Annotated in this window: 21 protein-coding genes and 1 pseudogene; 3 read left to right on the top strand and 19 right to left on the bottom strand. The window is 60.7% G+C overall.

Annotation, left to right across the window (positions count from 1 at the left end):
• Positions 1–65 precede the first annotated feature (65 nt).
• Together CLU80_RS24345 and CLU80_RS24350 are read left to right on the top strand one after the other, a co-directional pair.
• Positions 66–1559 carry a sensor histidine kinase gene (locus tag CLU80_RS24345; RefSeq protein WP_099758597.1) on the top strand — a complete coding sequence of 498 codons (1494 nt, stop codon included), beginning with the start codon at positions 66–68 and terminating at the stop codon, positions 1557–1559.
• Positions 1528–2958 carry a sigma-54-dependent transcriptional regulator gene (locus CLU80_RS24350; RefSeq protein WP_099758598.1) on the top strand — a complete coding sequence of 477 codons (1431 nt, stop codon included), beginning with the start codon at positions 1528–1530 and terminating at the stop codon, positions 2956–2958. The genes CLU80_RS24345 and CLU80_RS24350 overlap by 32 nt, the downstream gene beginning before the upstream one ends.
• 150 nt (positions 2959–3108) lie before the next feature.
• Here the strand turns inward: CLU80_RS24350 and CLU80_RS24360 are convergent, their stop codons facing one another.
• Positions 3109–3456, bottom strand: coding sequence for a hypothetical protein (locus tag CLU80_RS24360; RefSeq protein WP_093439192.1), 348 nt, complete (start codon positions 3454–3456; stop codon positions 3109–3111).
• A gap of 98 nt (positions 3457–3554) precedes the next feature.
• A pseudogene (locus tag CLU80_RS24365) lies at positions 3555–3692 on the bottom strand (helix-turn-helix domain-containing transcriptional regulator); the annotation flags it as partial.
• Positions 3693–3941: 249 nt separating this feature from the next.
• Here CLU80_RS24365 and CLU80_RS24370 point away from each other — a divergent pair.
• Complete coding sequence (locus CLU80_RS24370; RefSeq protein WP_099758600.1) at positions 3942–4739, top strand: class I SAM-dependent methyltransferase; 798 nt, start codon at positions 3942–3944, stop codon at positions 4737–4739.
• Between the two features lie 136 nt (positions 4740–4875).
• Here CLU80_RS24370 and CLU80_RS24375 read toward each other — a convergent pair whose 3' ends face one another.
• The 17 genes from CLU80_RS24375 to CLU80_RS24455 form a co-directional block, all read right to left on the bottom strand.
• The gene (locus CLU80_RS24375) at positions 4876–5568 is read right to left on the bottom strand and encodes a GNAT family N-acetyltransferase (RefSeq protein WP_099758601.1); all 693 of its coding nucleotides are present in this window, start codon (positions 5566–5568) and stop codon (positions 4876–4878) included.
• Positions 5569–5682: 114 nt separating this feature from the next.
• Positions 5683–6474, bottom strand: a complete 792-nt coding sequence (locus CLU80_RS24380; RefSeq protein WP_099758602.1) for a ChbG/HpnK family deacetylase — start codon at positions 6472–6474, stop codon at positions 5683–5685.
• On the bottom strand, positions 6446–7630 hold the full coding sequence (locus CLU80_RS24385; protein WP_099758603.1) for a GNAT family N-acetyltransferase: 1185 nt from the start codon (positions 7628–7630) through the stop codon (positions 6446–6448). The genes CLU80_RS24380 and CLU80_RS24385 overlap by 29 nt, the downstream gene beginning before the upstream one ends.
• 4 nt (positions 7631–7634) lie before the next feature.
• A complete protein-coding gene (locus tag CLU80_RS24390) occupies positions 7635–8324 on the bottom strand; it encodes a GNAT family N-acetyltransferase (RefSeq protein WP_099759405.1) in 690 nt (229 codons plus the stop codon).
• A 68-nt stretch (positions 8325–8392) separates the two neighbouring features.
• A complete protein-coding gene (locus CLU80_RS24395; protein WP_099758604.1) occupies positions 8393–10315 on the bottom strand; it encodes a hypothetical protein in 1923 nt (640 codons plus the stop codon).
• Positions 10312–11619 carry a lipopolysaccharide biosynthesis protein gene (locus tag CLU80_RS24400; protein WP_093439482.1) on the bottom strand — a complete coding sequence of 436 codons (1308 nt, stop codon included), beginning with the start codon at positions 11617–11619 and terminating at the stop codon, positions 10312–10314. Before CLU80_RS24400 ends, CLU80_RS24395 begins: the two co-directional genes overlap by 4 nt.
• Positions 11616–12617 carry a polysaccharide deacetylase family protein gene (locus CLU80_RS24405; protein ID WP_099758605.1) on the bottom strand — a complete coding sequence of 334 codons (1002 nt, stop codon included), beginning with the start codon at positions 12615–12617 and terminating at the stop codon, positions 11616–11618. Before CLU80_RS24405 ends, CLU80_RS24400 begins: the two co-directional genes overlap by 4 nt.
• Positions 12618–12630: 13 nt before the next feature.
• Entirely contained in the window at positions 12631–13767 is a 1137-nt protein-coding gene (locus tag CLU80_RS24410) for a glycosyltransferase (protein ID WP_099758606.1), read from the bottom strand.
• Positions 13760–14728, bottom strand: coding sequence for a glycosyltransferase (locus tag CLU80_RS24415; protein WP_099758607.1), 969 nt, complete (start codon positions 14726–14728; stop codon positions 13760–13762). Before CLU80_RS24415 ends, CLU80_RS24410 begins: the two co-directional genes overlap by 8 nt.
• On the bottom strand, positions 14725–16095 hold the full coding sequence (locus CLU80_RS24420; protein ID WP_099758608.1) for an O-antigen ligase family protein: 1371 nt from the start codon (positions 16093–16095) through the stop codon (positions 14725–14727). Before CLU80_RS24420 ends, CLU80_RS24415 begins: the two co-directional genes overlap by 4 nt.
• Complete coding sequence (locus tag CLU80_RS24425) at positions 16092–17183, bottom strand: glycosyltransferase family 4 protein (RefSeq protein ID WP_093439165.1); 1092 nt, start codon at positions 17181–17183, stop codon at positions 16092–16094. The genes CLU80_RS24420 and CLU80_RS24425 overlap by 4 nt, the downstream gene beginning before the upstream one ends.
• Positions 17180–18772 carry a GumC family protein gene (locus tag CLU80_RS24430; RefSeq protein ID WP_093439161.1) on the bottom strand — a complete coding sequence of 531 codons (1593 nt, stop codon included), beginning with the start codon at positions 18770–18772 and terminating at the stop codon, positions 17180–17182. Before CLU80_RS24430 ends, CLU80_RS24425 begins: the two co-directional genes overlap by 4 nt.
• Before the next feature lie 16 nt (positions 18773–18788).
• Complete coding sequence (locus CLU80_RS24435; RefSeq protein ID WP_099758609.1) at positions 18789–19814, bottom strand: polysaccharide biosynthesis/export family protein; 1026 nt, start codon at positions 19812–19814, stop codon at positions 18789–18791.
• 21 nt (positions 19815–19835) lie between these two features.
• Positions 19836–20483, bottom strand: coding sequence for a CpsD/CapB family tyrosine-protein kinase (locus CLU80_RS24440; protein ID WP_093439152.1), 648 nt, complete (start codon positions 20481–20483; stop codon positions 19836–19838).
• A complete protein-coding gene (locus tag CLU80_RS24445) occupies positions 20483–21229 on the bottom strand; it encodes a sugar transferase (RefSeq protein ID WP_093439148.1) in 747 nt (248 codons plus the stop codon). The genes CLU80_RS24440 and CLU80_RS24445 overlap by 1 nt, the downstream gene beginning before the upstream one ends.
• Before the next feature lie 18 nt (positions 21230–21247).
• Entirely contained in the window at positions 21248–22285 is a 1038-nt protein-coding gene (locus CLU80_RS24450) for an NAD-dependent epimerase (protein WP_099758610.1), read from the bottom strand.
• Positions 22282–23634 (bottom strand): UDP-glucose dehydrogenase family protein, encoded by a 1353-nt coding sequence (locus CLU80_RS24455; protein WP_099758611.1) that lies wholly within the window; start codon positions 23632–23634, stop codon positions 22282–22284. Before CLU80_RS24455 ends, CLU80_RS24450 begins: the two co-directional genes overlap by 4 nt.
• Positions 23635–23919 lie beyond the last annotated feature (285 nt).

Consider the following 23919-nt stretch of genomic DNA (forward strand, 5'->3'; position numbering starts at 1 on the left):
CGCGGTCAGAGCCACCTACACTGATGGCAGTAACTGGCTCGATACAAAACCTCCAGGGCACTCCCATGCAGCGACTGGAAGCACAACAAACACCTGCGCCGGACACCCCGGCGGCAATGGGCAAGAGCTGGCGCGAACAGTTCAATCTGCTGCGCTGGTTCTCGCTCGCGAGTTTTTTCATCATTGCCGCCGTGGCGGTGGGCCTTGGCTATATCTCCACGCGCTTCATCGTCACTGAAAGCGTTGAACGCGATGCGTTGCTGACGGCGCAATTCGTTCAGGCCATCGGCGCAGCGGAAATACGCCACGCCGGTATCACCCCGGCGCGCACCATGGGCGAAATGCTCGACCCGCGCCAGGACGACAACTTTCCCGATGTCGATCCCGTTGCCCATGCAGCCGCCCGCGCCGAGTTCCTCGACCATGTCCAACACCTGCCCGACGTTCTCCTGGCCACGGTGTACGCGCTGGATCGTACGGTGATCTGGTCGACCAATCCGGAACTGATCGGGGTCAAGTTCGAGGATGACGACGAACTCGACGAATCGTTCGAGATGAAAGTCGCGGTGTCTTCCAGTTATCACAAGATCGACGATGAGAAACCCGAGCAGCAGTTACTGCGCGAGCCGAAGTATTTGTTCATCGAGAACTACATCCCGATGTTCAACGCCGACAAAAGCAAAGTCGTCGCCATGGTCGAGATCTACAAGGAACCGGCGGATCTGGTCGACCGCATCGACCGTGGATTCGCCTCGATCTGGGCGGCGACCTGTTTCGGTGGTGCGGCGATCTTTCTCGCGTTGTTCTGGATCGTCCGCCGCGCGGCGAAACTGCTGCAGAGCCAGCAGCAACAGTTGATCAGCAATGAAACCTTTGTCGCCCTCGGCGAGATGTCTTCGGCGGTGGCGCACAGTCTGCGTAATCCGCTGGCGACCATTCGCTCCAGCGCCGAACTGGCCCAGGAAATCGCCAGCCCCGGTGCGCAGCGCAACATCGGCGACATCATCAGCCAGGTTGATCGCATGTCGCGCTGGGTGCGCGAGTTGCTGGTGTCGCTGCGGCCGATGAACGACGACGGCGAGGCGGTGGACCTGGTGATGGCGGTCGAAGACACCGTTGGCGCCTTCGAAGCATTGATCAAACGCTGCAACGTCGAAGTGCGCTTCACTGCGCAGAATTGCGCGCCGGTCGTCAGCCAGAAGGTGCTGCTCACGCAAATCCTCAATAGCCTGTTTGCCAACGCCCTGGAAGCGATGCCCAAGGGCGGTGTGCTCAGCGTCGAATTCGAATCGCCGCAGCCCGACCGCGTGCGCCTGACCGTGAGCGACACCGGCAAGGGCATGAGCGCGCAGCAGCAACTGTTGGTGTTCAAACCGTTTTTCACCACCAAACAGGGCGGCCTCGGGGTTGGTCTGGCGTTGGTCAAAAGAATCATGGAGCGTTTTGAAGGTTCGGTCGTGCTGACCAGCCGCGAGCAGGAGGGAACCCGCGTCAGTCTCAACTTCAAAGTGGCATCGGGAGGGGAATATGGAACACAGCATTCTGCTGGTCGAGGATGACGAACTGCTGGCCGAGAATATTCAGACCTACCTGGAGCGCAAGGACTTCGAGGTGACCGTCTGCCATTCGGCCGAAGACGCGTTGGCGCAACTGGAAACCTTCATGCCCGACATTGTGCTGACCGACAACTCGCTGCCGGGCATGAGCGGTCACGACCTGATCCAGAAGCTGCGCATCAGCGCGCCGGATCTCAAAGTGATCATGATGACCGGTTACGGCAACGTCGAAGACGCCGTGGTGGCGATGAAGGAGGGCGCCTTTCATTACGTCACCAAACCGGTGGCTTTACCGGAGCTGAAACTGCTGCTCGACAAGGCTCTGGCCACCGAACGAATGGAGCGCACGCTGTCGTTCTATCAGGAGCGCGAGGCGCAGAAATCCGGGGTGCAGGCGCTGATTGGTGATTCGGCGCCGATGCAGTACCTGAAAAATACCATCGGCCAGTTGCTCGACGCCGAGCGACGCATGGCCAACACCGATCTACCGCCGGTTTTGGTGGAAGGCGAGACCGGCACCGGCAAAGAGTTGGTGGCCCGCGCGTTGCACTTCGACGGTCCGCGTAGCAAAGGGCCGTTCATTGAATTCAACTGCGCGTCGATTCCATCGAATCTGGTCGAGTCGGAGCTGTTCGGCCATGAGAAAGGTGCGTTCACCGACGCCAAGGATCGTCGCGTTGGTCTGGTGGAAGCCGCGGATGGTGGCACGCTGTTTCTGGATGAGATTGGCGAGATGGACCTGCTGTTGCAGGCGAAGATTTTGAAGTTGCTGGAGGACCGCACCATTCGCCGGGTCGGTTCGGTGAAGGAGCGCAAGGTCAATCTGCGGGTGATCAGTGCGACCAACTGCAACCTTGAACAGATGGTGCAGCAGGGCAAATTCCGCCGTGATCTGTTTTTCCGCCTGCGGATCATTTCGATCAAAGTGCCACGCCTGTATGCCCGGGGCGACGATATTCTGTTGCTGGCGCGGCACTTTCTCGCCAGTCATGGCAAACGCTATGGCAAACCGAATCTGCATTTCAGTCAGCAGGCCGAAGAGCTGCTGCTCAGTTACACCTGGCCGGGCAATGTGCGCGAGCTGCGCAACATGCTCGAGCAAACCGTACTGCTGGCGCCGAGCGACACCATCGCTGCGCATCAGCTCAACGTGTGTATGAGCCTGGTCGACGAGCCGCCGCTGCATATTCATGAAGCACCGATGCACTACGAACCACGGCCGGCGAGCAACACCGAGTCGATGAACCTGCCGGAAGTCGAGCGCGACATGGTGCGCAAAATGCTCGACAAGACCGACTGGAACGTCACCAAATCCGCGCGCCTGCTGGGCCTGAGCCGCGACATGCTGCGCTACCGCATCGAAAAACTCGGCCTCGCCCGCCCGGATAAACGGCAGTGGTAACCCAGGCACACCGCATTTCCCCTGTAGGAGTGAGCCTGCTCGCGATAGCGGTGTGTCAGTCGACCTCTTTATTGCTGACACACCGCTATCGCGAGCAGGCTCACTCCTACAAGGGATCGGTGGTGCCGCAGATGTTGTGAGCAACCCGGATCAATGCTGCTGCCGACTCAAACACTCCAGCAAACAACCCGGATCCAGCACCTCGTCATTCACATAAATCCCGCGCTCGGCATCGTACGTGCGGATAAACACCCGTACCGTCGCATCCGCCACAGTCGGCAGTTGTGAATCGTAGAACTCATGGTCACCCGGGATCACTACAAAATCCTGCGGCGCCGTATCGTCGTAAGGCTTGGGCGGCGTGGAACTCAGTGAATACGGGGCAGGGTGGGCGAAGGGCTGGTTCGGCCCGTAATAATTGAAATTGCTGTCCAGCGCTTGCGCCTGAGTGGCAGCGAGCAGACAGCCGGTCAACAACAGCCGATCGAGCATATGCATGGCGGCACCTGCGAGTGCGGTTTTCCCCAAGGCTATTAACTATAGCTGCCCGACATTCAAACAACCGGGTGATTGATCACGTGCTCCGGTTGTGCGCAGGCCTTGAGCACATAGCCGATTGCGCGAAGAAACTCTTCGTTATCCCCATTTGCAAGAACCTGGGACAGGTATTCGCTGATGGCTTCGTCACTGTCCAGCAGTGCTATCACGTCGAAATTCGTCAAAGTCTGGCTCATGGTTAAGCCTCCTTAGCCATTTTTGTGCGCGTCGGATGACTGCGCTTTGTGAGGGTATCCACGTGAGCAGAGTTGAATAGTCAGCCGTGTCCTTTATCTGTTTTGATAATTCGCCGACATTTGTAGGCCAGAACACCCTGATATGTAGGAGTTGCCGCAGGAATTGGCTTACAAGTTTGCAACAACCGCAATTGCCGGGCTGATCTAGACTCGGATCCGCTCAATCACGAGCATCGTCCGGAGTGCGCCATGGAAGTGCCTAACAATAAAACCGCCATCGAAAGCAATCGACGGGCGTGGAACGATTCCGCCCGCCATCACCAGGATTCGCCTGATTGGCAGGCCTTGCTCGGCGAAGTCGCACAGGCGGATTTCTCTTGCCTCGATGAGACCCTGAGCGGGTTGCTGGAGGTCGATGGCAAGGATGTGATTCAACTGGGCTGCAACAATGGCCGTGAGAGTCTCTCGCTGTTTGCGCTTGGTGCCAGAAGCGTGGTCGGCGTCGATCAATCGGCGGCGTTTCTAGAACAGGCCCGCGAGCTGAACAAGCGTTCACCGCACAAAGCCGAGTTCATCGAAAGCGATATCCATCATTTGCCAGCGTCCTTGCACAATCGCTTCGATGTGGCGCTGATCACCATCGGTGTTTTGAACTGGATGCCGGACATCGGCGAGTTTTTCCGCCATGTCGCTTCAACGCTGAAACCGGGCGGAAAACTGGTGATCTACGAAACCCATCCGTTTCTGGAAATGGTCGATCCGGACGCTGAAGATCCGTACCGCCTCGCCAGTTCCTACTTCCGCGCCGAACCGTTTGTGCAGGAAGAACCGATTGTCTATGTCGGCAAGGTTGAGCAGCAGGCGGCGAAGTCGTATTGGTTTGTGCACACGCTGGGGGCGATTTTCGGTGGTGCCATCGGGGCAGGGCTGAATATTGCGCACTTCAGGGAGTATGCGCATTCGAATCGGGAAGAGGCGTATGACCGGTATTTGAATCAGGAAGCGCAGCTGCCGATGTGTTTTACCTTGGTCGCCAGCAAGGTCTGAATCGTTCATTGCCTTACTGGCCCCTTCGCGAGCAAGCTCGCTCCCACATTGGATCTGCGCCGAGCAAAAATCCAATGTAGGAGCGAGCCTGCTCGCGAAGGCGGCCTCATGACCGCCACAACCTTTCAGAGTTGAATCAAGCCTGCGCCGCCGCACTCACCACCGGCCGCCCTGGTTTGCGCAGCGGTTCCAGACGCGAACCCTCATACCGCGTTTCGCGGAAAAACTTCCAGCGCCCGAACAGGCAGTAAACGTGCATCACGCGGCCCTGCTCGTGGTAACCCATGCGCAGATGCAGCTTCAGCGCCGGAATATTGTGCGTCTCGCAAACATCCACCACCTTGTCGCAACCCTGCGCCGCCATCGCCTCCCACAGCGCCACCTGCACGTCCACCGACAGGCTGCTGCCGAAATACGCACGGGTCATCTCACCACCGAATTCAAAGAACTCGCCGGGCTTCACCGGGAAGGTGCAGCCATAATAGTGCCGGTCGTGATAGTCGCGGATGCTGCCCCAGATAAACGCAACGGCGTGGTCATCCTTATCGAGGTACATGTGCCCGGTGTGACCCTCGGCCGCCAGTTCCGCCATGGTGCCTACCCGGTCACCAAAATGCTTGGTGAACGCCACGGCATTCTCCGGTGTGATGTCGACTTTGCGCAGTCCGTCGTAAGGCCGCAGCTTGTGCGGCGGTACCGGGCTGACCAGGTCACGCTCCATCCACAACAGTTCCCAATGGAAGAACACGTAGCGTTTCCACAACGTGCTAAACGTGCGGCCGAAGCCTTTTTGCCGGATGCGCTCTTGTAGTTTTTCGATCACGCTCATGATGCCCTCCGTGGCCGCAGCCCGGGTGTGGTGGATGGTGCTTTTGTGGGTATAGATCACGCTGGCCAGTTAATTTCAAAGGGCCACTTTGGAAAGTATTTCAGCGTGTGTAACTCAATCGAGTGCCGTCGCCCCGCGTAGAAAATCCTTGTTCACATCGCTATAGGAAACCCGCGCAACGCCCGTCAGCCGCTGCTCTAGCACAAGGCTCAATGACTCGTTCGGGTTGAGATAGGCGTCACCGAAATCGGCGCCGAGTTGCGTCGGGTGGGCGACGATTTCCAGCACGCCGTCGGTCGGCGCGTTGCCGTTGCGCAGGTCGATCGGCGTGCACACATAGTCGGCGGTAACGCCGGCCAGACTCTGCAAACGCCAATTGAGCAATCCCTTGAACACACGCTTGGGCAGATTGAGGTTCTGCCCCAGGTTGCGCGCCAGCCGAATCGGTACACCTTGATGCGCGGCAAACCGCGCGACGATCTCGCCGATCGGCCAGATGTTGTGCACGTGCTGGTGAGAATCGATGTGGCTGGGACGCATGCCGTGATCGACGCAGCGCTGCCACTGCGCCTGCAATTCTGCGCGTACCGCCTCGCGATCCTCGCGGCCCAGCCAGAAACTGTGGCGCGGCAGGCTGAGGTCAAACACGCCGAAGTCATCGCAAAAGGTGCGACGCGCCAGAATACCCAGGCTCAGTGGTCGTCCGTAAGTCAGGTTGAAGTGCAGCCCGACCCGACCTTGCAACGTCGGATGCCGCGCCATGGCACACGCCGCTTCGAACGCCGGCATGTTGGCCATGGCGGTGGCAGAACTGATGACCCCAGCCTGAAACGCGGCGAAGATCACCGAATTTTCGTTCGGACTAAGGCCGAAATCGTCAGCGTTGACTATGACTTGGCGAGGCATGTTCGCCCTCCGTGGTGATCGCGACAGGTTTCGGTGTGGGTTTCGCAGGCTCGGTACGACGGGCGCGCCAGGCTTGTACGTGCGGTTTGAGGCGATGCCACAGGCGCAGGCCCAGGCCGAGCACCAGACCACTCGGCCGCCAGGAATAAAAACTCCAGCGCCAGTGCTCCAGTTGTCCGGTCATGCGTTCGTGCAGTTGATGACTGGAGTTTTCCAGGCTGACCCGCGAGGCGTCGATCCAGCGCCAGTTGTCGTCCAGCCCCCAGCGAATCCATTCCTCCAGCAACACCCGGCCGCTGCCCAGATCGGCGTATTGCGGCAGGAAGGCGAGGTTGTAATCGTAGAGCCGTCCTTGCTCCAGCAGACCGAGGCGATAACTGATGCAGTGGCCATTCAGTTCCAGCGTCACCACCCGCACCAGGCCCTGGCCGGCGAGGGCGGTGAAGGCGCGCTCGATCAGTTGGCGGCTGCGTTCGCTGGCGAAAATCCCCACGCCTTCGTCGCCTTTCCAGCTCACCGCTTCGACGTCGCTGATGACCTTTAACAGCGGGCCCATGCTCAACGCATCGGGCACGATGCGCCGCACTTCGGCACCGCACGCGGCGATCCGCTTGCGTGCCCGCCGCAGCTTGTAGCGCGGGTCGCCGGAGACTTCCTGATGATCGGCCTCGCTGATCAGATGCACCGGCACCCGACAACTCAGGCGTCGTTCAGCGGTGGAACTGCGCGCCATCCATTCGGTCAGCGCACTTTCCTCACCCGCAGGTTCGGACAACTCATTGAGTTGCAGCAACGCGTGGGGCAGCCGTTGGTGAATCAACAGCAAGGCCTTGCGCATGTCTTCATGGCCAAGCAAAGACAACAGCGCCAAACGATCGGCCAGTGGATACCCCAAGTGATGCACGACCCGGAACGGCAGGCCGGCAAAGCGCTCGCGACTCGCCACCAATGGCAGGCACAGACGCAATTCGTCCGCGTCCCACCCCAGCAGAATGTGCAAACGCTCATCCGCGCCAAGGGCCTGCTCGGCCGCGCACAACCAACCGAGGTGGTTGAACGGCGTGTGATCCGTCACCCGCAGGCGCAGCGCTTCATACGCTGCTTCCGGGAAATCGGCGGCGCACAGCGAAGTGCGCCATTCGAATCGCGTCACCATAGACTCAGGCCGCCGTGGCTGTTACGGGTGGACGGGAAGGTTTGCGCAGCGCATCCAGACGCGAACCGCTGTAGCGGCTTTCGCGGTAGAAACGCCAGCGACCGAACAAGGTGTACACATTCATGATGCGGTTCTGCTCGGTATAGCCCATGCGCAAGTGCAGCTTGAGCGCCGGGATGTTGTGGAATTCGCAGACGTCGACAACCTTGTCGCAACCCTGTGCAGCCATGGCTTTCCACAGCTCCAGTTGCAGATCCACCGACAACTCGCTGCCCCAGTAGGCGCGGGTCAGTTCACCGCCGAACTCGAAGAACTCGCCGGGTTTCACCGGAAACATGCAACCGTAATAGTGCCGGTCGAAATAGTCCCGCGAACTGCCCCAGATAAACGCCACGGCATCGCCCTGATCGTCCAGGTGCATGTGCCCGGTGTGACCTTCTTTGGCCAGCTCCGCCATGGTGCCGACGCGGTCGCCGAAGTAGCGCGCGAAGGCGCTGGCGTTGTCCGCCGTGATCTTCACCACCCGCAGCGGCGGGTACGGTTTGAGGTTGTGCGGCGGCACCGGGCTGACCAGATCGCGCTCCATCCACAGCAGTTCCTGATGGGAAAAGATGTAGTGTTTCCACGCTTTTTTGGCGGTAGCAGTGAGTCCTTTCTGCCGCAGGTGTTCAGTCAGTTTGCTTAGCATGTTCATGGTTTTGGCTCCTGATGACGAGGCATCGCGCGGCCACAGGCCTGCGCGGCTGAACATCAACGGACGGTTCATGAAGCGCTCCAGCCGAGGGCGAACAGGGTTTGCCCCGGCAGCTCGAAACGCACACGCCCGTCCTGGCAGGTAAACGGCGCGTCACGACTGCGATTGTCAGCACCGAAGTAGCGCAGGGCGCCGTTGTTCAGCGGACACTTGGCGCCGGCCAGGTCTACACGTTGCAGCCGAGTGCCTTTATTTACCCCAAGCAAGCCGCGCTGATCGTCGCCGGCCATCGCCAGCACATCGACTTCAAAGGCATCGTTTTCCAGCCACAGCACTTGATGCAGCCAGTGTTGGGCTATGAATTGCTGGGCCAGGCCTACCGGCTTCAGCTCGAAGTGTTGTTCATCGGCCGAGACACGCAGCATGCCCTTGGGGTACTGCGGCTCATCGGCGGCCTGGAACCAGTTGAGCATCGTCAACAAGCCATCCTGCGACGCGTTGATCACCACCGACGCCCACCACAGCGAGGTGTAGTGGGTTTCCTGATCATAAGGGCTGAGGCTGGAGCCGCTGGACAGATTGGTCTGGTCGAGCAACAAGGCTTTGTGCGGCTGGCCTTTGCCATCGAGGCCAACCAATTCGGCCGCGCGGCGCACGCTGTCGCGATAGACGCGTGTGGCGAGCAGGTCGCGGATCATCCATTCGTGCCACGCCAGTGCGTCAACCTGATCGCCGGATTCGCTGAGCAGACGCCGCGCCCAATCGATGCCGCGCTTGTCCGCAGCGTTATTGGCAAACGGCCCGTTGACCAGCCGCGAACTGGCCGGCATGGCGATGCGCACGCCGGCCTTGGCATTGGCCGGATCGCTGCGCACCTGCCGCGCCATGCTGGTGAAAATCGCCTGATACTGCGCGTAACTGGAATAGTTGAGGTTCGGCTCATCGGCAAAACCGATGTAGTGGGTGCCCTTGCCACCCAGCGCTCGGGTGCTGGCTAACCACGCATCAAGCCCGCCGTTGCTTTGCACATCGGCGCGCAAGTCAGCCTGGCGCTGACTGCCGGCGAGCAAGGTGATGTCCTGCCTGATGCCGAAACGCTCCTGATACACCTGACGGAACGCGTCTTCGAACTGCGGATTCTTCGCCGTCACGTCGACAAAACTGTAGTAACTCGCCGCCGTCGGTTTCAGCGCATCGAGCGCGGCATGACTGGCGGGTGGCGGCATCAAGTAGGGCAGGGCGATGCCCAGATCCGGCGTGCGCCCGAGCACTTTGTCGTGCAAGACCAGATGCGTCTGACCGGCGTCTTCACGCAGCGCTTTCAGTTGCTGCGGGTTCTGCGCGAACAGGTTGGCCGTGCCATCCAGCCAGAACGCTGCTTTGCCGCTGCCTTGCAGACGCAGACGCCAGACTTGCTCGCGCTCGCTGACGGGCAGGGCAACCTGATCGAACTGCCAATAGGCGCGATAGGGTTTCAGCGCCAGCGTCAGTTGCTGCTCAGCGCCGACCCGCTGTGCCTGCAACCCGCTGACACCTCCGTGAAACTTGCCCGCCAGCACCGCGTGTTCACCTGGCGCAACCTTGAAATACAACTCGTCGCCGTTGCGGGTGTCGACGCTGAAATGCACTTTCGCCGGGGCGAACAGCGCGACCGTGTGCTCGTCATGTTCGACGCGGTAATTGCGAAAGCTGTAGCCGGGAATTTCCAGTCGATAACTCGCCGCGCCGGGCAGCAGTGGCCAGCTCTGACTGCCACGAATTTCACTGGCCTTTATAAAACGATCACCTGCCAGTTTGCCCTGGCCATCGAGCAAATACAGATGCTCTTCATTGGCATCGGCCTGCCACGCCGGCGTCCAGCGCACGGTCAGCGTGTCCGGACGATCGGTTTGCAGATACAGGCTGCCGTCACGAATCTCGGCCCAGCGCATCGACGCCGCGAAGGCGTCCAGCGACAGGCCGAGACCGAGCAGCAGGGCCAGGCCTTTCATGCGGTTTTGCGCCGTTGCAGCATCAGCCACATCGGTGTGACGTCGCGCGGCAGAATGATCAGGGTTTGCCAGAACGGCACGTCGCTCAAACGGCAGTAAAGCACCAGCATTGCCACGGTCACCGCCAGGTAGGCAATCGACGAAGCCGCCGCCGCGCCGACGATGCCGTAAGCCGGAATCAGCACCAGATTCAGCGCCAGATTGAGCAGGGCACCGAGGCCCATCAGCAACGACACCGTGCCGGGACGATTCTTGCCCAACAGGTCCAGGCGCAGAATGCTCGCGTAGCACAGGCCCAACAGCCCCGGCAGCAAGGCAAGCAGCGCCGGATACGCCGGTTGGTACGCCGCACCAAACAAGGTGACGATCAGCCATTCGCCAATCACCGCCATGGTCAGGCACGCGCCGAGCATCACCGTGGCGGTCAGGCGCAGGGCCAGCGGCGTGACCTTGTCCATGCCTTCGTCTTGCTGCAGCAGGCGTTTCATCAGTGGCGTGGTCACCGCTTCCGGGACGATCAACAGCAATTCAGCAGCGGCGCTGGCCATGGCGTAGTGACCGAGGGCGGTGCTGCCGAGCAGGGCGCCGATGAACAGGTAATCCGAACGCAGGATCACTTGCTGAAACAACAGATCCGGATGGCTGCGCGCGCTGTAGCGCAGCAGTTCGTTCTGGCTGGCGCGGTCCCATTGCAGTTGCAACGGTTGTGCGCGTTTGAGCCAGACCCAACCGACCAGCACTACCAGACTGATGCCGGCCAGCCAACTGATCAGCGCCGCTTCCAGGGCCGCGCTTTGCCACATCCAGAACAATGCGAGAAACAGCAACAGCGGCGCCAGCGACTCGACCAGGCGCAAGGCATTGAATGCGACTACGCCACCCGAGGCGTTGTGCAGTGTCAGCAGGCCGCTTTTCAATACCGTTAGCGGCACTGCCAGCAACAACAGCCAAGCGAGCAAACCGAGCTGCATCGTCACATCCAGCTCGGTGCCAAACTCACGCACCAGTGCCACCACCAGCAAGGTCAGCAACGCCGCGAGCAAACAGCCGAACACCAACACCTGACTCAGCAACAAACCCATCGGCCGCTGCTTGGCGGCCTGATAACCCACCGCCGAATTCAGGCCGCCACTGGTGGCGGCGCTGATCAGATCCGGCAGGGTGCTGAGCAACGCAAACAGCCCGCGCTCGCTCGGCCCGAGAATCCGCGCCAGCAACACATTGCGCAGCAAACGCAGGGCGATCATCGCCAGTTTGGTGCCCATGCTCAGCGCCAAATGTTTGAGGTAATTGCTTCGGCTCATGGCCGCGCCCCGCGAAAAATCCGCCACGACAGCAACTCCGGATTACGCGCGGTGCGCTGACTGACACCGAAGCGCGGCAGGTTCAGCGGATCGCCTTCGCCGCGATAAATGCCGGTGCCGGTGCCCAGCGCAAACGGGTAATCGTGACGGGCAATCTGTTGGCGCACGCGTTCATCGTTGTCGCCATTGGGGTAGCAATACACCGGCAGCGCACGATTGCAGCCGTTGTGCAGGGCGTCACGGCTGCGGCTGATTTCTTCGCTCAGGCGCACATCGTCGAGACCGGTGAGGATGGCGTGACTGGCGCCGTGCGGACCGAAACGCACCAGCCCGGACGCCTCCAGCGCGCGCACCTGATGCCAGTCAAGCGCTTGCGGTTGCGACTCCTGCGGGCATTCATCGGTCAGCCGTTCCAGCTCCTGCGAGTCAATCGACTTCAGCCCTTGCAGGTAATGGAGCAATGCCAGGCTGCGACGGTCGACGTCGATGTCATCCAGCAGCACCGGCAGTGGGTGATGCAGGGCGTGCAGGCATTCGATCAGATGCATCCGTGCCTTGTCGCCATGGCTGCCCCACAGGGTTTCGCCAAGGCTTTCCCACCAGAAGCGCTGACGGCTGCCGATGAAATCGGTGGAGAGAAAAATGCTCGCCGGCACTTGATGTTTTTGCAGCAGCGGGAAGGCGTTGACCGCGTTGTCGCGCCAGCCGTCATCGAAGGTCAATGCCACCCGTGGGCGTTCGGTACGCAGTGAGTTGGGCTGAAGGATTTCCATCAGCGGCACGCAATCGAAATGCTTGCGCAGCCACATCAGCAAATGCTCGAAGGCTTTCGGCCCTACGCAGAGTTCGTTGCGGTGCGGCAGGTCGGCGGCGCGGTCGTTCGACAACACCCGGTGCAGCATCAGAATCACCCCGGCGCCCTGCAATTGGTTGCGGCCCATGGACGAGTTGAGATAGAGCCAGCCACTGGTGCGTTTGAGTAATTGTTTGATCGCCATGGCTTCGGTCCTCTTAACGGTTCTGTTCCGGATTCCACTGGGCATACCGCTGACCGCGCAGGAACTGCCACAGGCCAAGACTCATCCCGGCGAGGGTGACCAGCAGAAACGCGGCGAGGCGGAAGGGTTTCGGCAAGCGGTGTTGCGAATCCAGCAAACCGGCAATCGCCACGGCATAGCCGAACAGTTGCGCGATCAGGGCCAAGCGATAGAAACCGTGGTCTTCCCACAGCCAGAAGTTGCTCAGCAGCAGCGGCAGCAACAGGATCGGTGCGAGACGGCGGATCAATTTGTGGCTGATCAGCGCGATCGAATACAGGCCATATTTCAGCGGATTGAGCAGTTCGCGGCGCTGGGCCAGGCTTTGCAAACCACCCACGGTGACGCGCTGACGGCGGCGGAATTGCTTGTCCGCCTCATCGACGCCGTGGTCGATCACCTGCGCCTCAGGCACATAGACGATGCGTTTGTGCGCGACCGGTGCGCAGGTGCTGATAAAGAAATCGTCGTTGACCTCGGCCGGCACGTTCTGGAACAACTCGCGGCGCAGGGCGAGCAGGGCGCCGTCGGCGGAGACCATGCAGCCGGTGCGGTTCTCGACCCGGCGCAGCCAGCCTTCGTAATGCCGATAGAGGCTGTCGCCGACGCTCAAGCCACCGCCAGTCACGGGGATGACCATATGCCCGGCACAGCCGCCGACGTTGGGGTCATTCAACGGCGCCAACAGGTAACCGAGAGTTTCGCGCGACCATTGGTTGTCGGCGTCGGTGAACACCAGAATGTCGCCGGTGCTCAGCGCTACACCCGCATTCAGCGTTGCGGCTTTGCCCTGGCGCGGCAGGTCGAGCACGGTGATACGCGGGTCAACGACCTTGTGTGCGCAGGCCACGGTGTCATCGGTCGAACCGTCACTGGCGAGAATGATCTGCAGCGAGGCCGGCTGGTAATCCTGCGCCAGCAAGGTGCGCAACTTGTGTTCGATGTGCCGCGCCTCGTTGTGCGCGGCAATCACGATGCTGACGCTCAATGGCGGCGCCGGCGTGTGACGCCAGGCCGGGAACAGTGGCGCCAGAATCGTCAGCAGCAGCGGGTAGCCCACATAGGCGTAGACCGGCAGCACCAGGCACATCCAGAAAATGAACTCAGCCACGGGCAGGCCTCCTGGCGTTCCAATGACACAGACTCAAAATGAACGCGGCACCGGCCAGGTGCAGACGCACCCAGTGCAGGCCCCACAGCTGTAGGGTCAGGCCGATATTGCGGTGTTTGGAGCTTTGCCGCAGGCTGAGCACCAGTCCCGGTAGGAGTGTCAGGCTGACCATGACGATCGCGTGATGCGGAAAGCCATCGAGCAGCGCCGAAATCGCCAGAAAGTCCAGCAACCACACCAGCAGCGACAGCACCGGAAAGCGCAACAGGCGCAGGCTGAAGCCATGGGTGCGCAGCAGTTGCAGGTGACTGCCCTGACGCCACAACTCCTTGCCCATCCATTCGCGCCAGTTCATTTCGTAACCCCAATGCAGGGCGACGTTGTCATTGATCGACAGCAGCCGCGCACCCTGTTCGTGCAGGCGCAGGGTGAATTCCTTGTCTTCGCCGGTGCGCAGGCTTTCGTTGAAACCGCCGACCTTGTCGAACCAGCCCCGGCGCATCAGCAGGTTTGAGCTGGGCAGCCAGTCAACGACGTGGGACGCCTGCGACGACGCGCGCGTGGTGCGGCGTTGCCAGGCGGTGGCGTACCACGGCGCTTCGGCGGGGGTGTGCAGATCAAGGCCGAAGACATCGGCCTGGCCGCTGGCCTCAATGTCGAACAACGGCTTGAGCCAACTCTCCGGCATTTCAATGTCAGCGTCGATGAAGGCCAGCCATTCACCCGTGGCGATGGCCGTGCCGCGATTGCGCAGGGCGCCGATCAACAAACCTGGTTGCACCAGCACCTGCGCGCCGAACTGGCGGGCGATGTGTGGTCCCTGATCGGTCGAGCCGTTGTCGACCACAATCAGTTCGCACTCGACATTGGCGGCATGCGCAGCTTTTTGCGCGGCAAGCAAGGTGCGGCCAATGTGCCGCGCCTCGTTGAACATCGGGATGACGATGCTGATGCGGCTCATGCCTTTGCCTCCGTGCTCAGGGGCGCCTGCTCGGCTTTCAGGCGCAGGACGCTGGTCATGGCGAGCATGATCCACACGTATTTCTGGTTCGGTGCGCTGAGGAACATCAGGAACAAGGTCAGCGACAGGAAGCTCACGCCGAGGTGGGTCATCATGTCGGCCTGATACCATTCGCGGCGCAACATCCACGCGGCGCGTGCGCGGATCAGGTTGTACAGGCCGAGACCGAGCATGCCGACGAACAACAGCCCGGCGGGAATCCCCAGTTCGCTGAAGATTTCCAGGTAGGTGTTGTGCGCACGACGATAGAGGTCGCCGATTTTGCGGTTGGCCGAAAACGCCTTGGCGTAACCCGTGGTCGCGTAGTGCAGCGGAAAGGTGCCGGGGCCGGAGCCGAGCAGTGGGTTCTCGCGGATCATCTGACTACCGACGACGATGTACGAGGCGCGGCGCCCGAGGGATTCGTCCTGAGCCTTGGAACCGGCGCTGAGAATACTCAGGGACTGGATGCGCGCCATGTAACCGGCGGGCATTGCGTAGATCGCCAGCGGAATCACGATCGCCGCGCCAAGCATGGCGAAGCCCAGATGCCGAGGGCGAATCCGTGTCAGTTGGGTGCGGTAATGCCAGCAGCCGATCAGCAGGCTCAAGGCCAAGACCACCAGACCCGAGCGCGATTCGGTTTTGGTCATGCCGCCCAACAGCATCAGGCAGCAACCGCCCCAGAACAACCGGTGCAGCAGGTTCGGGCTGCGGATCACCAGTAGCAGCCCCAGCGGAATCGCAAAAGCGATCAGCAGGGCGAACGCGTTGGGGTCTTCGAGCAGTCCGGCGGCGCGACCCTGATCCTGAAATTTGGTCGAGAACATTGCCATCGCACAGGTGGTGCTGACGGCGAGGGTGACCAGACGGGCAAACAGATCGAGGTTCAGCTCGCGGCCGATCAACAGGGTGATGACAAACAGAATCAGACCGACGCTGAGCTCGCGCAGGTGGCCGAGCGACATGCCCAGGTCATCGGTATTGAGCAAACTCAGAAAGTACAGCACCAGAAACCAGATCAGGAAGCGCCAGATATTGCTGCGCAGGCGCTCCGAGGGAATCTGGTGCAACGCCAGTTGCAGCATCAGGATCACCGCCAGCGAAGCACCGATCAGCTTGCTGCCGGAGAACGACGTGTCCTTGAAAAAGCCCTCGAACGGCACCAGTGCAGCAATGCCGAGCAGGCCCCAGGTCGGTTTGCGGTACAGCAGCGCAAATCCCACCAGGCCCAGCACCGCCCCCGGCGCCAGAAACGGATAAGGGCTGGCCAGCAAACCGATGCAGACCAGACCGAGCAGACTGACGATCGAGAGCGGGAAAATCATGCGCGTGCCTCCCGTGCCGTGCGGATGTACAGCTGCGACCAGCGTTCGGCCAAAGCCTTGAGGTCGTAGCGATCCTGTTGCGTGCGTTTTGCGTTGTCGCGCAGTTGCCGGGCCAGTTTCGGCTCGCTCAGCAACGTGTCGAGCTGACGGGCGAGGGCGGCGCAGTCGGCCGGTGTGGCGAGTAAGCCGTTGTGCCGGTGTTCGAGCACATCGGGAATGCCGCCGACGCCGAACGCCACCACCGGCACCCCGGCCTGCATGGCTTCAAGCAAAATCATCGGTGTGCCTTCGGTGCGCGAGCTGATCACCAGCGCATCGAGTTGCCGCCACCACGGTTGCATGGCGATCTGATAACCGGGCAAACGAATGCGTTGCTGCAAACCGGCGTTGTCGATTCGCGTCTGCAACACTTCGCGTTCCGGGCCGTCACCGAGCATCACCGCATCCAGTTGTGGATGCTGGTGACACAGCGGAATCAGCGCATCAAGAAACAGATCCGGGCCTTTCTCGCTGCTCAAACGACCGACGTAACCGACCAGCCAGCGCTGCCGATCCGCGTCAGGCACCAGCGCCGCAGCGGCTGGCAAACCATTGGGGATCACCTGCAATTTCTCCGCGCGGACGCTGGCCTGACGGTGCAGCGCGGCGATACTTTCCGCCACGCAGACCACCCGATCCACCGACGCGGTGCGGCACAGTTGCAGACTTAGCCAGGTGTAGAACTTCTGCTTGCGACTGCGCGGTGTGAAGCCGTGCTGGGTGATCACCAGCGGCAGGCGCAACAGGCTTGCGCCGACCCAACCGAACAACAGCCCTTTGAAGTTGTGCGTATTGATCAGCGGTTTTTCACTGCGGCGCTGACGCAGATACTGCAGCAATTCTCCCAGCCCGGCACAGCCGCGACAGTCGACCCCGGCCGTGCGAAAGCGCGCGATCAGTTCTGGCGGCGCGTCGAGGAACAGCACCTGATGCTGACCCGGCGTCGCCAGACAATGATCCAGCAACATGCGCTCGGCGCCATAGAAGCCGCCGCTGCTGAGCAAATGAATGATCGGCAGCGCGGCAGTCGGGGAGGATGCGGTGCTCAATTGCGCACCCAGTGCAGGAAGCTTGGCACCGTCCAGTTCTTGTGCGGATTGCTCGGCAGCGCGTTCTGGTCGTTGATCACCAACAGCACCGGCAGACCCAGTTCGTGGCTGATTTGCGCCGGGTGTTTGAAGCGGTGATCGAAGAACTCACGCACGTAGACCAGGGCAATCGCCAGCAACAACCCGGTGAACAAACCGAATGGAATGATCAGGCCCGGTTTCGGGAACGCTGCTTCGGTCGGTTCGAACGGCGGGCTGAGCACCCGGGCGTTGGACAGATCGTCGTTGAGCGCGCCGGTGGTGCTGCTTTCGGCGAAACGTTGGGCGTAAGTCGAGAAGGCGGCGTGCAGCGCATCGATTTCGGTGTCCATCTGCCGCAGCTTGCTTTGCGTCTGCTGCAACTCGTGGATGCGATTCTTGAACTCGGCGATGCGCGCGGTTTTCTGATCGATCACTTGCTTGACCACCGCCAGATCGTTGGTGCGTTCCTGAATGCGGTTGCTCACCACTTTGAGGAACTGGCCACGGGTGCGAGCAATCTGCTCGCGGGTCAGCAGCATCGGTTCACTGCCGGGCTGGAACACCGCCAGGTCATTCATGTAGCGGCTGACCTGGGTGGTCAGTTGCTCGCCCATCTGTTTGATTTCCCGATCTTCGAACGCCACGTTGTCGACGGTGGTGGTGAAGGTGTAGGGGAAGGTGTAGTCGTTGAGCTTGTTGTTGCTGGCCGCAGCCAACGCGGTTTTCAGATATTCGAGCCAGCGCTGGCTCTGCAACAGGCGATCCTGATACAGGTTCAGGGCTTGCTCTTCGGTGTTGATCGCGTTGAGGCGGAAGGTGATTTCTTCCTTCGGATCCGACGAGCCGACACTTTCCAGCAAGGCTTGGCGATTGCCTTCCAGGCCGTCGAGGCGCACCTGGTAGAGATGCTTTTTCGACTCATAGAAGGACTGCGGCAAGTCGATCGACTGCAAGGCCTGACGGCTGAACAGATAGTTCTGCAGCAAGGCTGAAACAAACGTCGTGCCCTGATGCGGATCGGGGAAGCTGTAGATGATCGAGATCACGTTGGAGCCGGGCAGGGTCTCGATTTTCAGGCTATCGATGGCTTGCTGGGTGAAGGCGTCGAGCGCGGTGTCACGCACCGGATCGGTGTCCAGCCCGAGCACATTGCGCAGCGGATTGATCACGTATTGGCGCAGCGGTGAAGTGACGTAGCGCTTGAACGGCTCGGCCACCAGTCTGCTGAAGATGCCCGGCGAAGGTGTGTATTCACCCTTGTCGCGCAGTTCGCTGATGGTCTGACGGATCAGCGCCGGCGAGCGGAGGATATTGCTCTCGGTTTCCATGTCCGCCAGCGACGGCGGAATGAACGTAGCGTTGTCCACCGTGAGCGACGTGGTGGCGTCACCCTGGGAGAGTTTTTTCGACTGCACGATCACCTGCGCGGTGATATCGAAGCTCTGTTTGAGCACCAGCGGCAGGAGCAGGGCGATGACTGCAAAGATCAGGAAGACCCGTTTCACCAGTTGTTTGTTGGCGAAGAAGATCCTGAAGAACTCATGCAGGTAGTTTTCCTTTGGATTCATGTCGGTCACCTGAGAGTCAGTTGTTGTTGCTGTCTTTGTTGTCAACGCGGTAGCCGAAGCTGAACCCGACGCCCTGGAACAGCACCACATCGGCCAGTTGGCGAGCGAGTTCGCCGGCGCTGGCCAGTTTGGTTTTTGGCACGAACAGCATGTCGTCCGGTTGCAGGTAAGCGATTTGCGAGGCATCGCCGGACAAGGCTTTTTCGACGTCGTAATGCACCGCCTGCACCTGATTGCCATTGCGGCGCATGATCACCACCGAATCCAGGCGCGCCTTGATGTTGGTGCCACGGGCCAGGGTCAGTGCTTCAAGCACCGACACCGGCCTGCGGATCGGGTAGGAACCTGGTTGACCGACTTCACCCAGCACATAGATTTCGTTGCCGGCGGTGGATTTCAGCAGCACGTCCACGGTCATCCGGCCCGGCAGTTGCGCGTATTTCTGGTTGAGGAAGGTTTCCAGTTGATTGACGGTCATGCCTTGCAGCGGCACGGCGCCGATTTCCGGGAAACTCGCGTAGCCGTCAGTGCCGACGGTGATCTCGCGGCTCATACCGGTGGCCGGGTGGTTCAGCGCGCTTTTCAGGTTCTGCTCATTGGTCAGCGGGCTGATGATTTGCACGGTCAGCTGATTGCGGTTGGGCTGGAACAGTTGCTTGCGCTGATAGGCGCGCTGGATTTCTTCACGGGCCTGATCGCTGGTCAGCCCGGCGATTTTCACCGAGGTGTTGGCGCCCGGCAGTTCGATGGTGCCGTCGGGCAGCACCAGTTGATTGCCGTTGAGCTGGCTGGCAGCGGTGAAGTTCAGGCCGATCTGATCACCCGACTGCACACGGTAGGCGTCCGAGCCGCTGGTGCTGATATGGAAGATCACGTCGAGCACGTCCTGCGGGCGCAGGGTCTGCTCGATCTTCGGCATATCGGTCGCCTGGGCGTTGGCCGGGGTGGCGGTGAGGATATTCACCGGCATGTTCTGGGTTTCGGAGGTGCTCGAGCAGCCTGCAAGCGGCAGCATCAGCAGCACAAGAATCTTGGCGTTCATGGCGTCATCCTTCGCGTTCGCTTAGAGGTTTTTGTAAAGCCATTTGGGCATGTAGTACTTGCGCCGGTTGAACACGCTACCGACCACTTTGGCTCCGGCCTGAGTCAGGCGTTGCACGGCGGCCTGGGCGGCTTCCCAGCGGGTGTCTTCGGCGCGTACGACAAACACCACGCCGTCGACCTGAGTGCTGATGACCAGGGTGTCGGCAGCGGAATACACCGCGTCGCCGTCGATCACCACGAAGCGGTACTGGCTGCCCAATTGATCGAGCAACGGGCTCAGGCGCTCGGCGGTCAGGTGTTCCATGGTGCGGATCGGCCGGCCATTGGGCAGCACGTGGAAGGGCAGGCTCGAGACCTGCACCACGCAGTCCTGCAACAGCGGCGGGTTGTCCGGGTTGAACAGCAAGTCGCGCAGGCCGCGCTCCTTGCTCAGGTTCAGCTGCTGCGTGAGGTTGCTCGCCGACTGGCTGGCATCGACCAGCAGCACCTGGCCGCTGCTCATTTGCGCCAGTTGGCTGGCCAGCGCCAAGGCACTGGTGGTGGTGCCGGCGCCGGGATTTGCGGCGGTCAGGAACAGGATCCGCAGGTCGAGATCCAGCACGGTCGAGGTCAGGTTCGATTCGCTGGGGTTGGCAATGCTCAGGCTTTTGTTGGTTGAACCGTCCATTAGCTTGCTCCGTGGCCGCTGAATACTTTGAAGGGGGTTTTCAACAGAATCTTCAGATCAAGCAAAAGGCTCTGCTCGGCGATGTAGCTGAGGTCCAACTCAACGCGCTGGTCGAAGTCGATATTGCTGCGTCCGGAGATCTGCCACAGGCCGGTCATGCCGGGGTAGATCGCCAGACGGGCGAGGTGATTGTCCTTGTAGCGGTAAGCGTTGAACGAGGTCGGGCGAGGGCCGACCAGGCGCATGTCACCGGTCACCACGTTGATCAGGTTCGGCAGTTCATCGAGGCTGGTGCGCCGCAGAAAACCGCCGATGCGGGTGATGCGCGGATCGTGGTCGATTTTGAAATCGATGGCGTCGGCACCGTGCTTGTTGAGGTGGCGCAGCGATTCTTTCAATTCTTCGGCGTTGGCGACCATGGTGCGGAATTTGTACATGCCGAACTTGCGGCCGCGGTAACCGGTACGCTTTTGCACGAACATCACCGGACCTGGGCTGCTGAACTTGATGACCAGTGCCAGACCCAGCAGCAGTGGCGAGATCAGCACCAGAATCATTAGCGCACCGAGGCAGGCGACCACGCGATTGGTGCGTGACAGTTGCCATGGGCGACCGCCGTCGCGGCCAGTGAACCAGCCGCGACCCTGGCGATGGATTGCCGCGTCGAGACGCATTCGGTGCTCGGGGTCAACGCGCTTGTCACGGCGCATTTCCTGGATCGGCACACCTTTCTCATGTCCAGTCATGGAGTCCTCCGCATTAATTCAGCCGCGAGCGGCGCGTGGGCGATAGGCAGTGGGGTAGTAGTCGCGGAACCAAGCGATGAATCGCCCAAGCCCCTCATCCAGCTCGATCCGGGGCTGAAACCCGGTGGCCTGGGCCAGGTCGCTGGCCTCGGCGCAAGTGTTGAGCACGTCGCCCGGTTGCAGCGGCAGCAGCTCGACAATGGCTTTCTGGCCGAGATGTTTTTCCAGCAGCGCCAGATAGGTTTTCAGCTCGACCGGATGCTGCCCGCCGATGTTGAACAGCCGCCACGGCGCCATGCTGCTGGCCGGGTCGGGCTGCTCGCGATCCCAGTGCGGGTCGGCGTGCGGTGGGCATTCGGTGAGGCGGGCGATGCTTTCGATGATGTCGTCGATGTAGGTGAAATCGCGCTGGTGCTCGCCATAGTTGAACAGCTTCAGTGGCTCGCCTTCGCTGATCGCCCGGGCAAACTGGATCGGCGACATGTCCGGCCGGCCCCAAGGCCCGTACACGGTGAAAAAGCGCAGGCCGGTGCAGGGAATGCCAAACAGATGGCTGTAACTGTGCGCCATCAGCTCGTTGGCTTTCTTGGTCGCGGCGTACAGCGACAGCGGGTGATTGACGCCGTCTTTCACGGAGTAGGGCGTGTGCTGATTGGCGCCGTACACCGAGCTCGATGACGCGTAGATCAGGTGTTCGACCGGGTGATGCCGGCAGCTCTCGAGAATATTCAGGAAACCGTTGAGGTTGCTGTCCAGATACGCCTTGGGATTGTCCAGCGAGTAACGCACCCCGGCTTGCGCGGCGAGGTGAATCACCACTTGCGGCCGTTCGCGGACAAACAGCGCGTCAATGGCCGAGGCGTCGGCCAGGTCAACCGTGACGAGCTGGAAATCGCCGGCCTGCTCACGCACCCACTGCACGCGGTCGTGCTTGAGTTGCGGGTCATAGTAGGCGTTGAAATTGTCCAGACCGACCACTGAATGCCCGTCGCGCAGCAGCCGCAACACGCAATGGGCACCAATGAAACCGGCCGCACCGGTGACCAGCACCTTCATGGCCGTAGCCCTTCGGGGGCAATGTGGCGCAGGCCGATGCCGCTGTAATGCAAACCGGCGGCAGCCACTTGTTCCGGGTTGTACAGGTTGCGGCCGTCGATGATCACTCTCGAACGGAGCTTTTCGGCGAGCAACTCGAAATCGACCACGCGGAAGTTTTTCCACTCGGTACAGATCACCAGTGCGTCGGCGTCTTCCAGGGTGTCGTCGCGGGTGGCGCACAGGTGCAGATCGTTGCGGTAGCCGTAGAGGCGCCGGCATTCGGACATCGCTTCCGGATCATAGGCTTGCACGCTGGCGCCTTCGGCCCACAGCGCATCCATCAAGTAGCGGCTGGGCGCTTCGCGCATGTCATCGGTGTTGGGTTTGAATGCCAGGCCCCAGATCGCGATGGATTTGCCGGCAAGGCCTTGCGGGAATTGCGCTTTCAGTTTGCTGAAGAGTATGTGCCGCTGCAGGTCGTTGACGTCGGTGACGCTGCGCAGCAGTTTCAACGGCATGCCGTTGTGTTCAGCGGTGTGCAGCAGGGCGCGCAGGTCTTTGGGAAAGCATGAGCCACCGAAGCCGCAGCCCGGATAGATGAAGTGGTAACCGATGCGCGGGTCAGAACCGATGCCTTTGCGCACCGCTTCGATGTCGGCACCGAGCAGTTCGGTGAGGTTGGCCAGTTCGTTCATGAAACTGATGCGCGTGGCGAGCATGGCGTTGGCGGCGTACTTGGTCAGCTCGGCGCTGCGGTTGTCCATGAACATCAGTTTTTCGTGGTTGCGGCAGAACGGCGCGTACAGCTCGCTCATCTGCTCGCGGGCTACGTCGTCACGGGTGCCGACGATGATCCGGTCCGGGCGCATGCAGTCGGCGAGGGCGCTGCCTTCCTTGAGAAACTCAGGGTTGGAGACCACCCGTACGGTCAGACCTGCCTTGTCGCGGCGCTGCAATTCGCTGTTGGCGGTGGCCAGCACCTGATCGGCCGTGCCGACCGGTACCGTGGATTTGATGATCAGCGTGCGATCGGCCTCCATGTGCGAAGCGATTTGCCGGGCGACGTTGAGCACGTGGCTGAGGTCGGCAGAACCGTCCTCATCGGCCGGGGTGCCGACGGCGATGAAGATCAGCTCGGCATGCTCGACCGCATCGCTGGCCTGGGTGCTGAACAGCAGACGGCCGGCCTTGATGTTCTCTTCAAGAGTGCTGGACAAACCTGGCTCGCTAATTGGCGGCACCGCTTGTTGCAGTTGTTTAATCTTGTTTGGGTCAATATCCACGCATAAAACGCGATGACCGACATCTGCAAGTGCGGCGGCTTGTATTAATCCAACATAGCCCGTGCCAAATACGCTCACGTCCATCTGCGCACCCTCGATAGAGCGAAAAGAAGAAGTTCGGAAGAAGACTGTAAATGGGGTATAGCGCAGGGTTTGCAAAGCGTGTCAGCAAAATGACATGTTGCATCTGTATAACACTTGAGCATTTTTTGGCGATTGGCCATCAAGTCATTGCTGCGATTGAGTTTGTTGGTTTTTTGCAGATTTGTTCAGATTCAAAATAAGCGATAAACGGTCGTAAGCCTTTAATTTAAAGGCTTCTTGGGTTTGATGTGTGTCAGATTTGAGTCATCGGTTTTTTGACGCTTT

Source organism: Pseudomonas sp. 29, assembly GCF_002754355.1.
Classification (GTDB): Bacteria; Pseudomonadota; Gammaproteobacteria; order Pseudomonadales; family Pseudomonadaceae; genus Aquipseudomonas; species Aquipseudomonas neuropathica.

Excerpts from the sequence above, each read along its gene's own strand:
- CLU80_RS24345 (WP_099758597.1), top strand. The coding sequence starts at position 66 with ATGCAGCGACTGGAAGCACAACAAACACCTGCGCCGGACACCCCGGCG.
- CLU80_RS24350 (WP_099758598.1), top strand. The coding sequence starts at position 1,528 with ATGGAACACAGCATTCTGCTGGTCGAGGATGACGAACTGCTGGCCGAG.
- CLU80_RS24360 (WP_093439192.1), bottom strand. The coding sequence starts at position 3,456 with ATGCATATGCTCGATCGGCTGTTGTTGACCGGCTGTCTGCTCGCTGCC.
- CLU80_RS24370 (WP_099758600.1), top strand. The coding sequence starts at position 3,942 with ATGGAAGTGCCTAACAATAAAACCGCCATCGAAAGCAATCGACGGGCG.
- CLU80_RS24375 (WP_099758601.1), bottom strand. The coding sequence starts at position 5,568 with ATGAGCGTGATCGAAAAACTACAAGAGCGCATCCGGCAAAAAGGCTTC.
- CLU80_RS24380 (WP_099758602.1), bottom strand. The coding sequence starts at position 6,474 with ATGCCTCGCCAAGTCATAGTCAACGCTGACGATTTCGGCCTTAGTCCG.
- CLU80_RS24385 (WP_099758603.1), bottom strand. The coding sequence starts at position 7,630 with ATGGTGACGCGATTCGAATGGCGCACTTCGCTGTGCGCCGCCGATTTC.
- CLU80_RS24390 (WP_099759405.1), bottom strand. The coding sequence starts at position 8,324 with ATGAACATGCTAAGCAAACTGACTGAACACCTGCGGCAGAAAGGACTC.
- CLU80_RS24395 (WP_099758604.1), bottom strand. The coding sequence starts at position 10,315 with ATGAAAGGCCTGGCCCTGCTGCTCGGTCTCGGCCTGTCGCTGGACGCC.
- CLU80_RS24400 (WP_093439482.1), bottom strand. The coding sequence starts at position 11,619 with ATGAGCCGAAGCAATTACCTCAAACATTTGGCGCTGAGCATGGGCACC.
- CLU80_RS24405 (WP_099758605.1), bottom strand. The coding sequence starts at position 12,617 with ATGGCGATCAAACAATTACTCAAACGCACCAGTGGCTGGCTCTATCTC.
- CLU80_RS24415 (WP_099758607.1), bottom strand. The coding sequence starts at position 14,728 with ATGAGCCGCATCAGCATCGTCATCCCGATGTTCAACGAGGCGCGGCAC.
- CLU80_RS24420 (WP_099758608.1), bottom strand. The coding sequence starts at position 16,095 with ATGATTTTCCCGCTCTCGATCGTCAGTCTGCTCGGTCTGGTCTGCATC.
- CLU80_RS24430 (WP_093439161.1), bottom strand. The coding sequence starts at position 18,772 with ATGAATCCAAAGGAAAACTACCTGCATGAGTTCTTCAGGATCTTCTTC.
- CLU80_RS24435 (WP_099758609.1), bottom strand. The coding sequence starts at position 19,814 with ATGAACGCCAAGATTCTTGTGCTGCTGATGCTGCCGCTTGCAGGCTGC.
- CLU80_RS24440 (WP_093439152.1), bottom strand. The coding sequence starts at position 20,483 with ATGGACGGTTCAACCAACAAAAGCCTGAGCATTGCCAACCCCAGCGAA.
- CLU80_RS24445 (WP_093439148.1), bottom strand. The coding sequence starts at position 21,229 with ATGACTGGACATGAGAAAGGTGTGCCGATCCAGGAAATGCGCCGTGAC.
- CLU80_RS24450 (WP_099758610.1), bottom strand. The coding sequence starts at position 22,285 with ATGAAGGTGCTGGTCACCGGTGCGGCCGGTTTCATTGGTGCCCATTGC.
- CLU80_RS24455 (WP_099758611.1), bottom strand. The coding sequence starts at position 23,634 with ATGGACGTGAGCGTATTTGGCACGGGCTATGTTGGATTAATACAAGCC.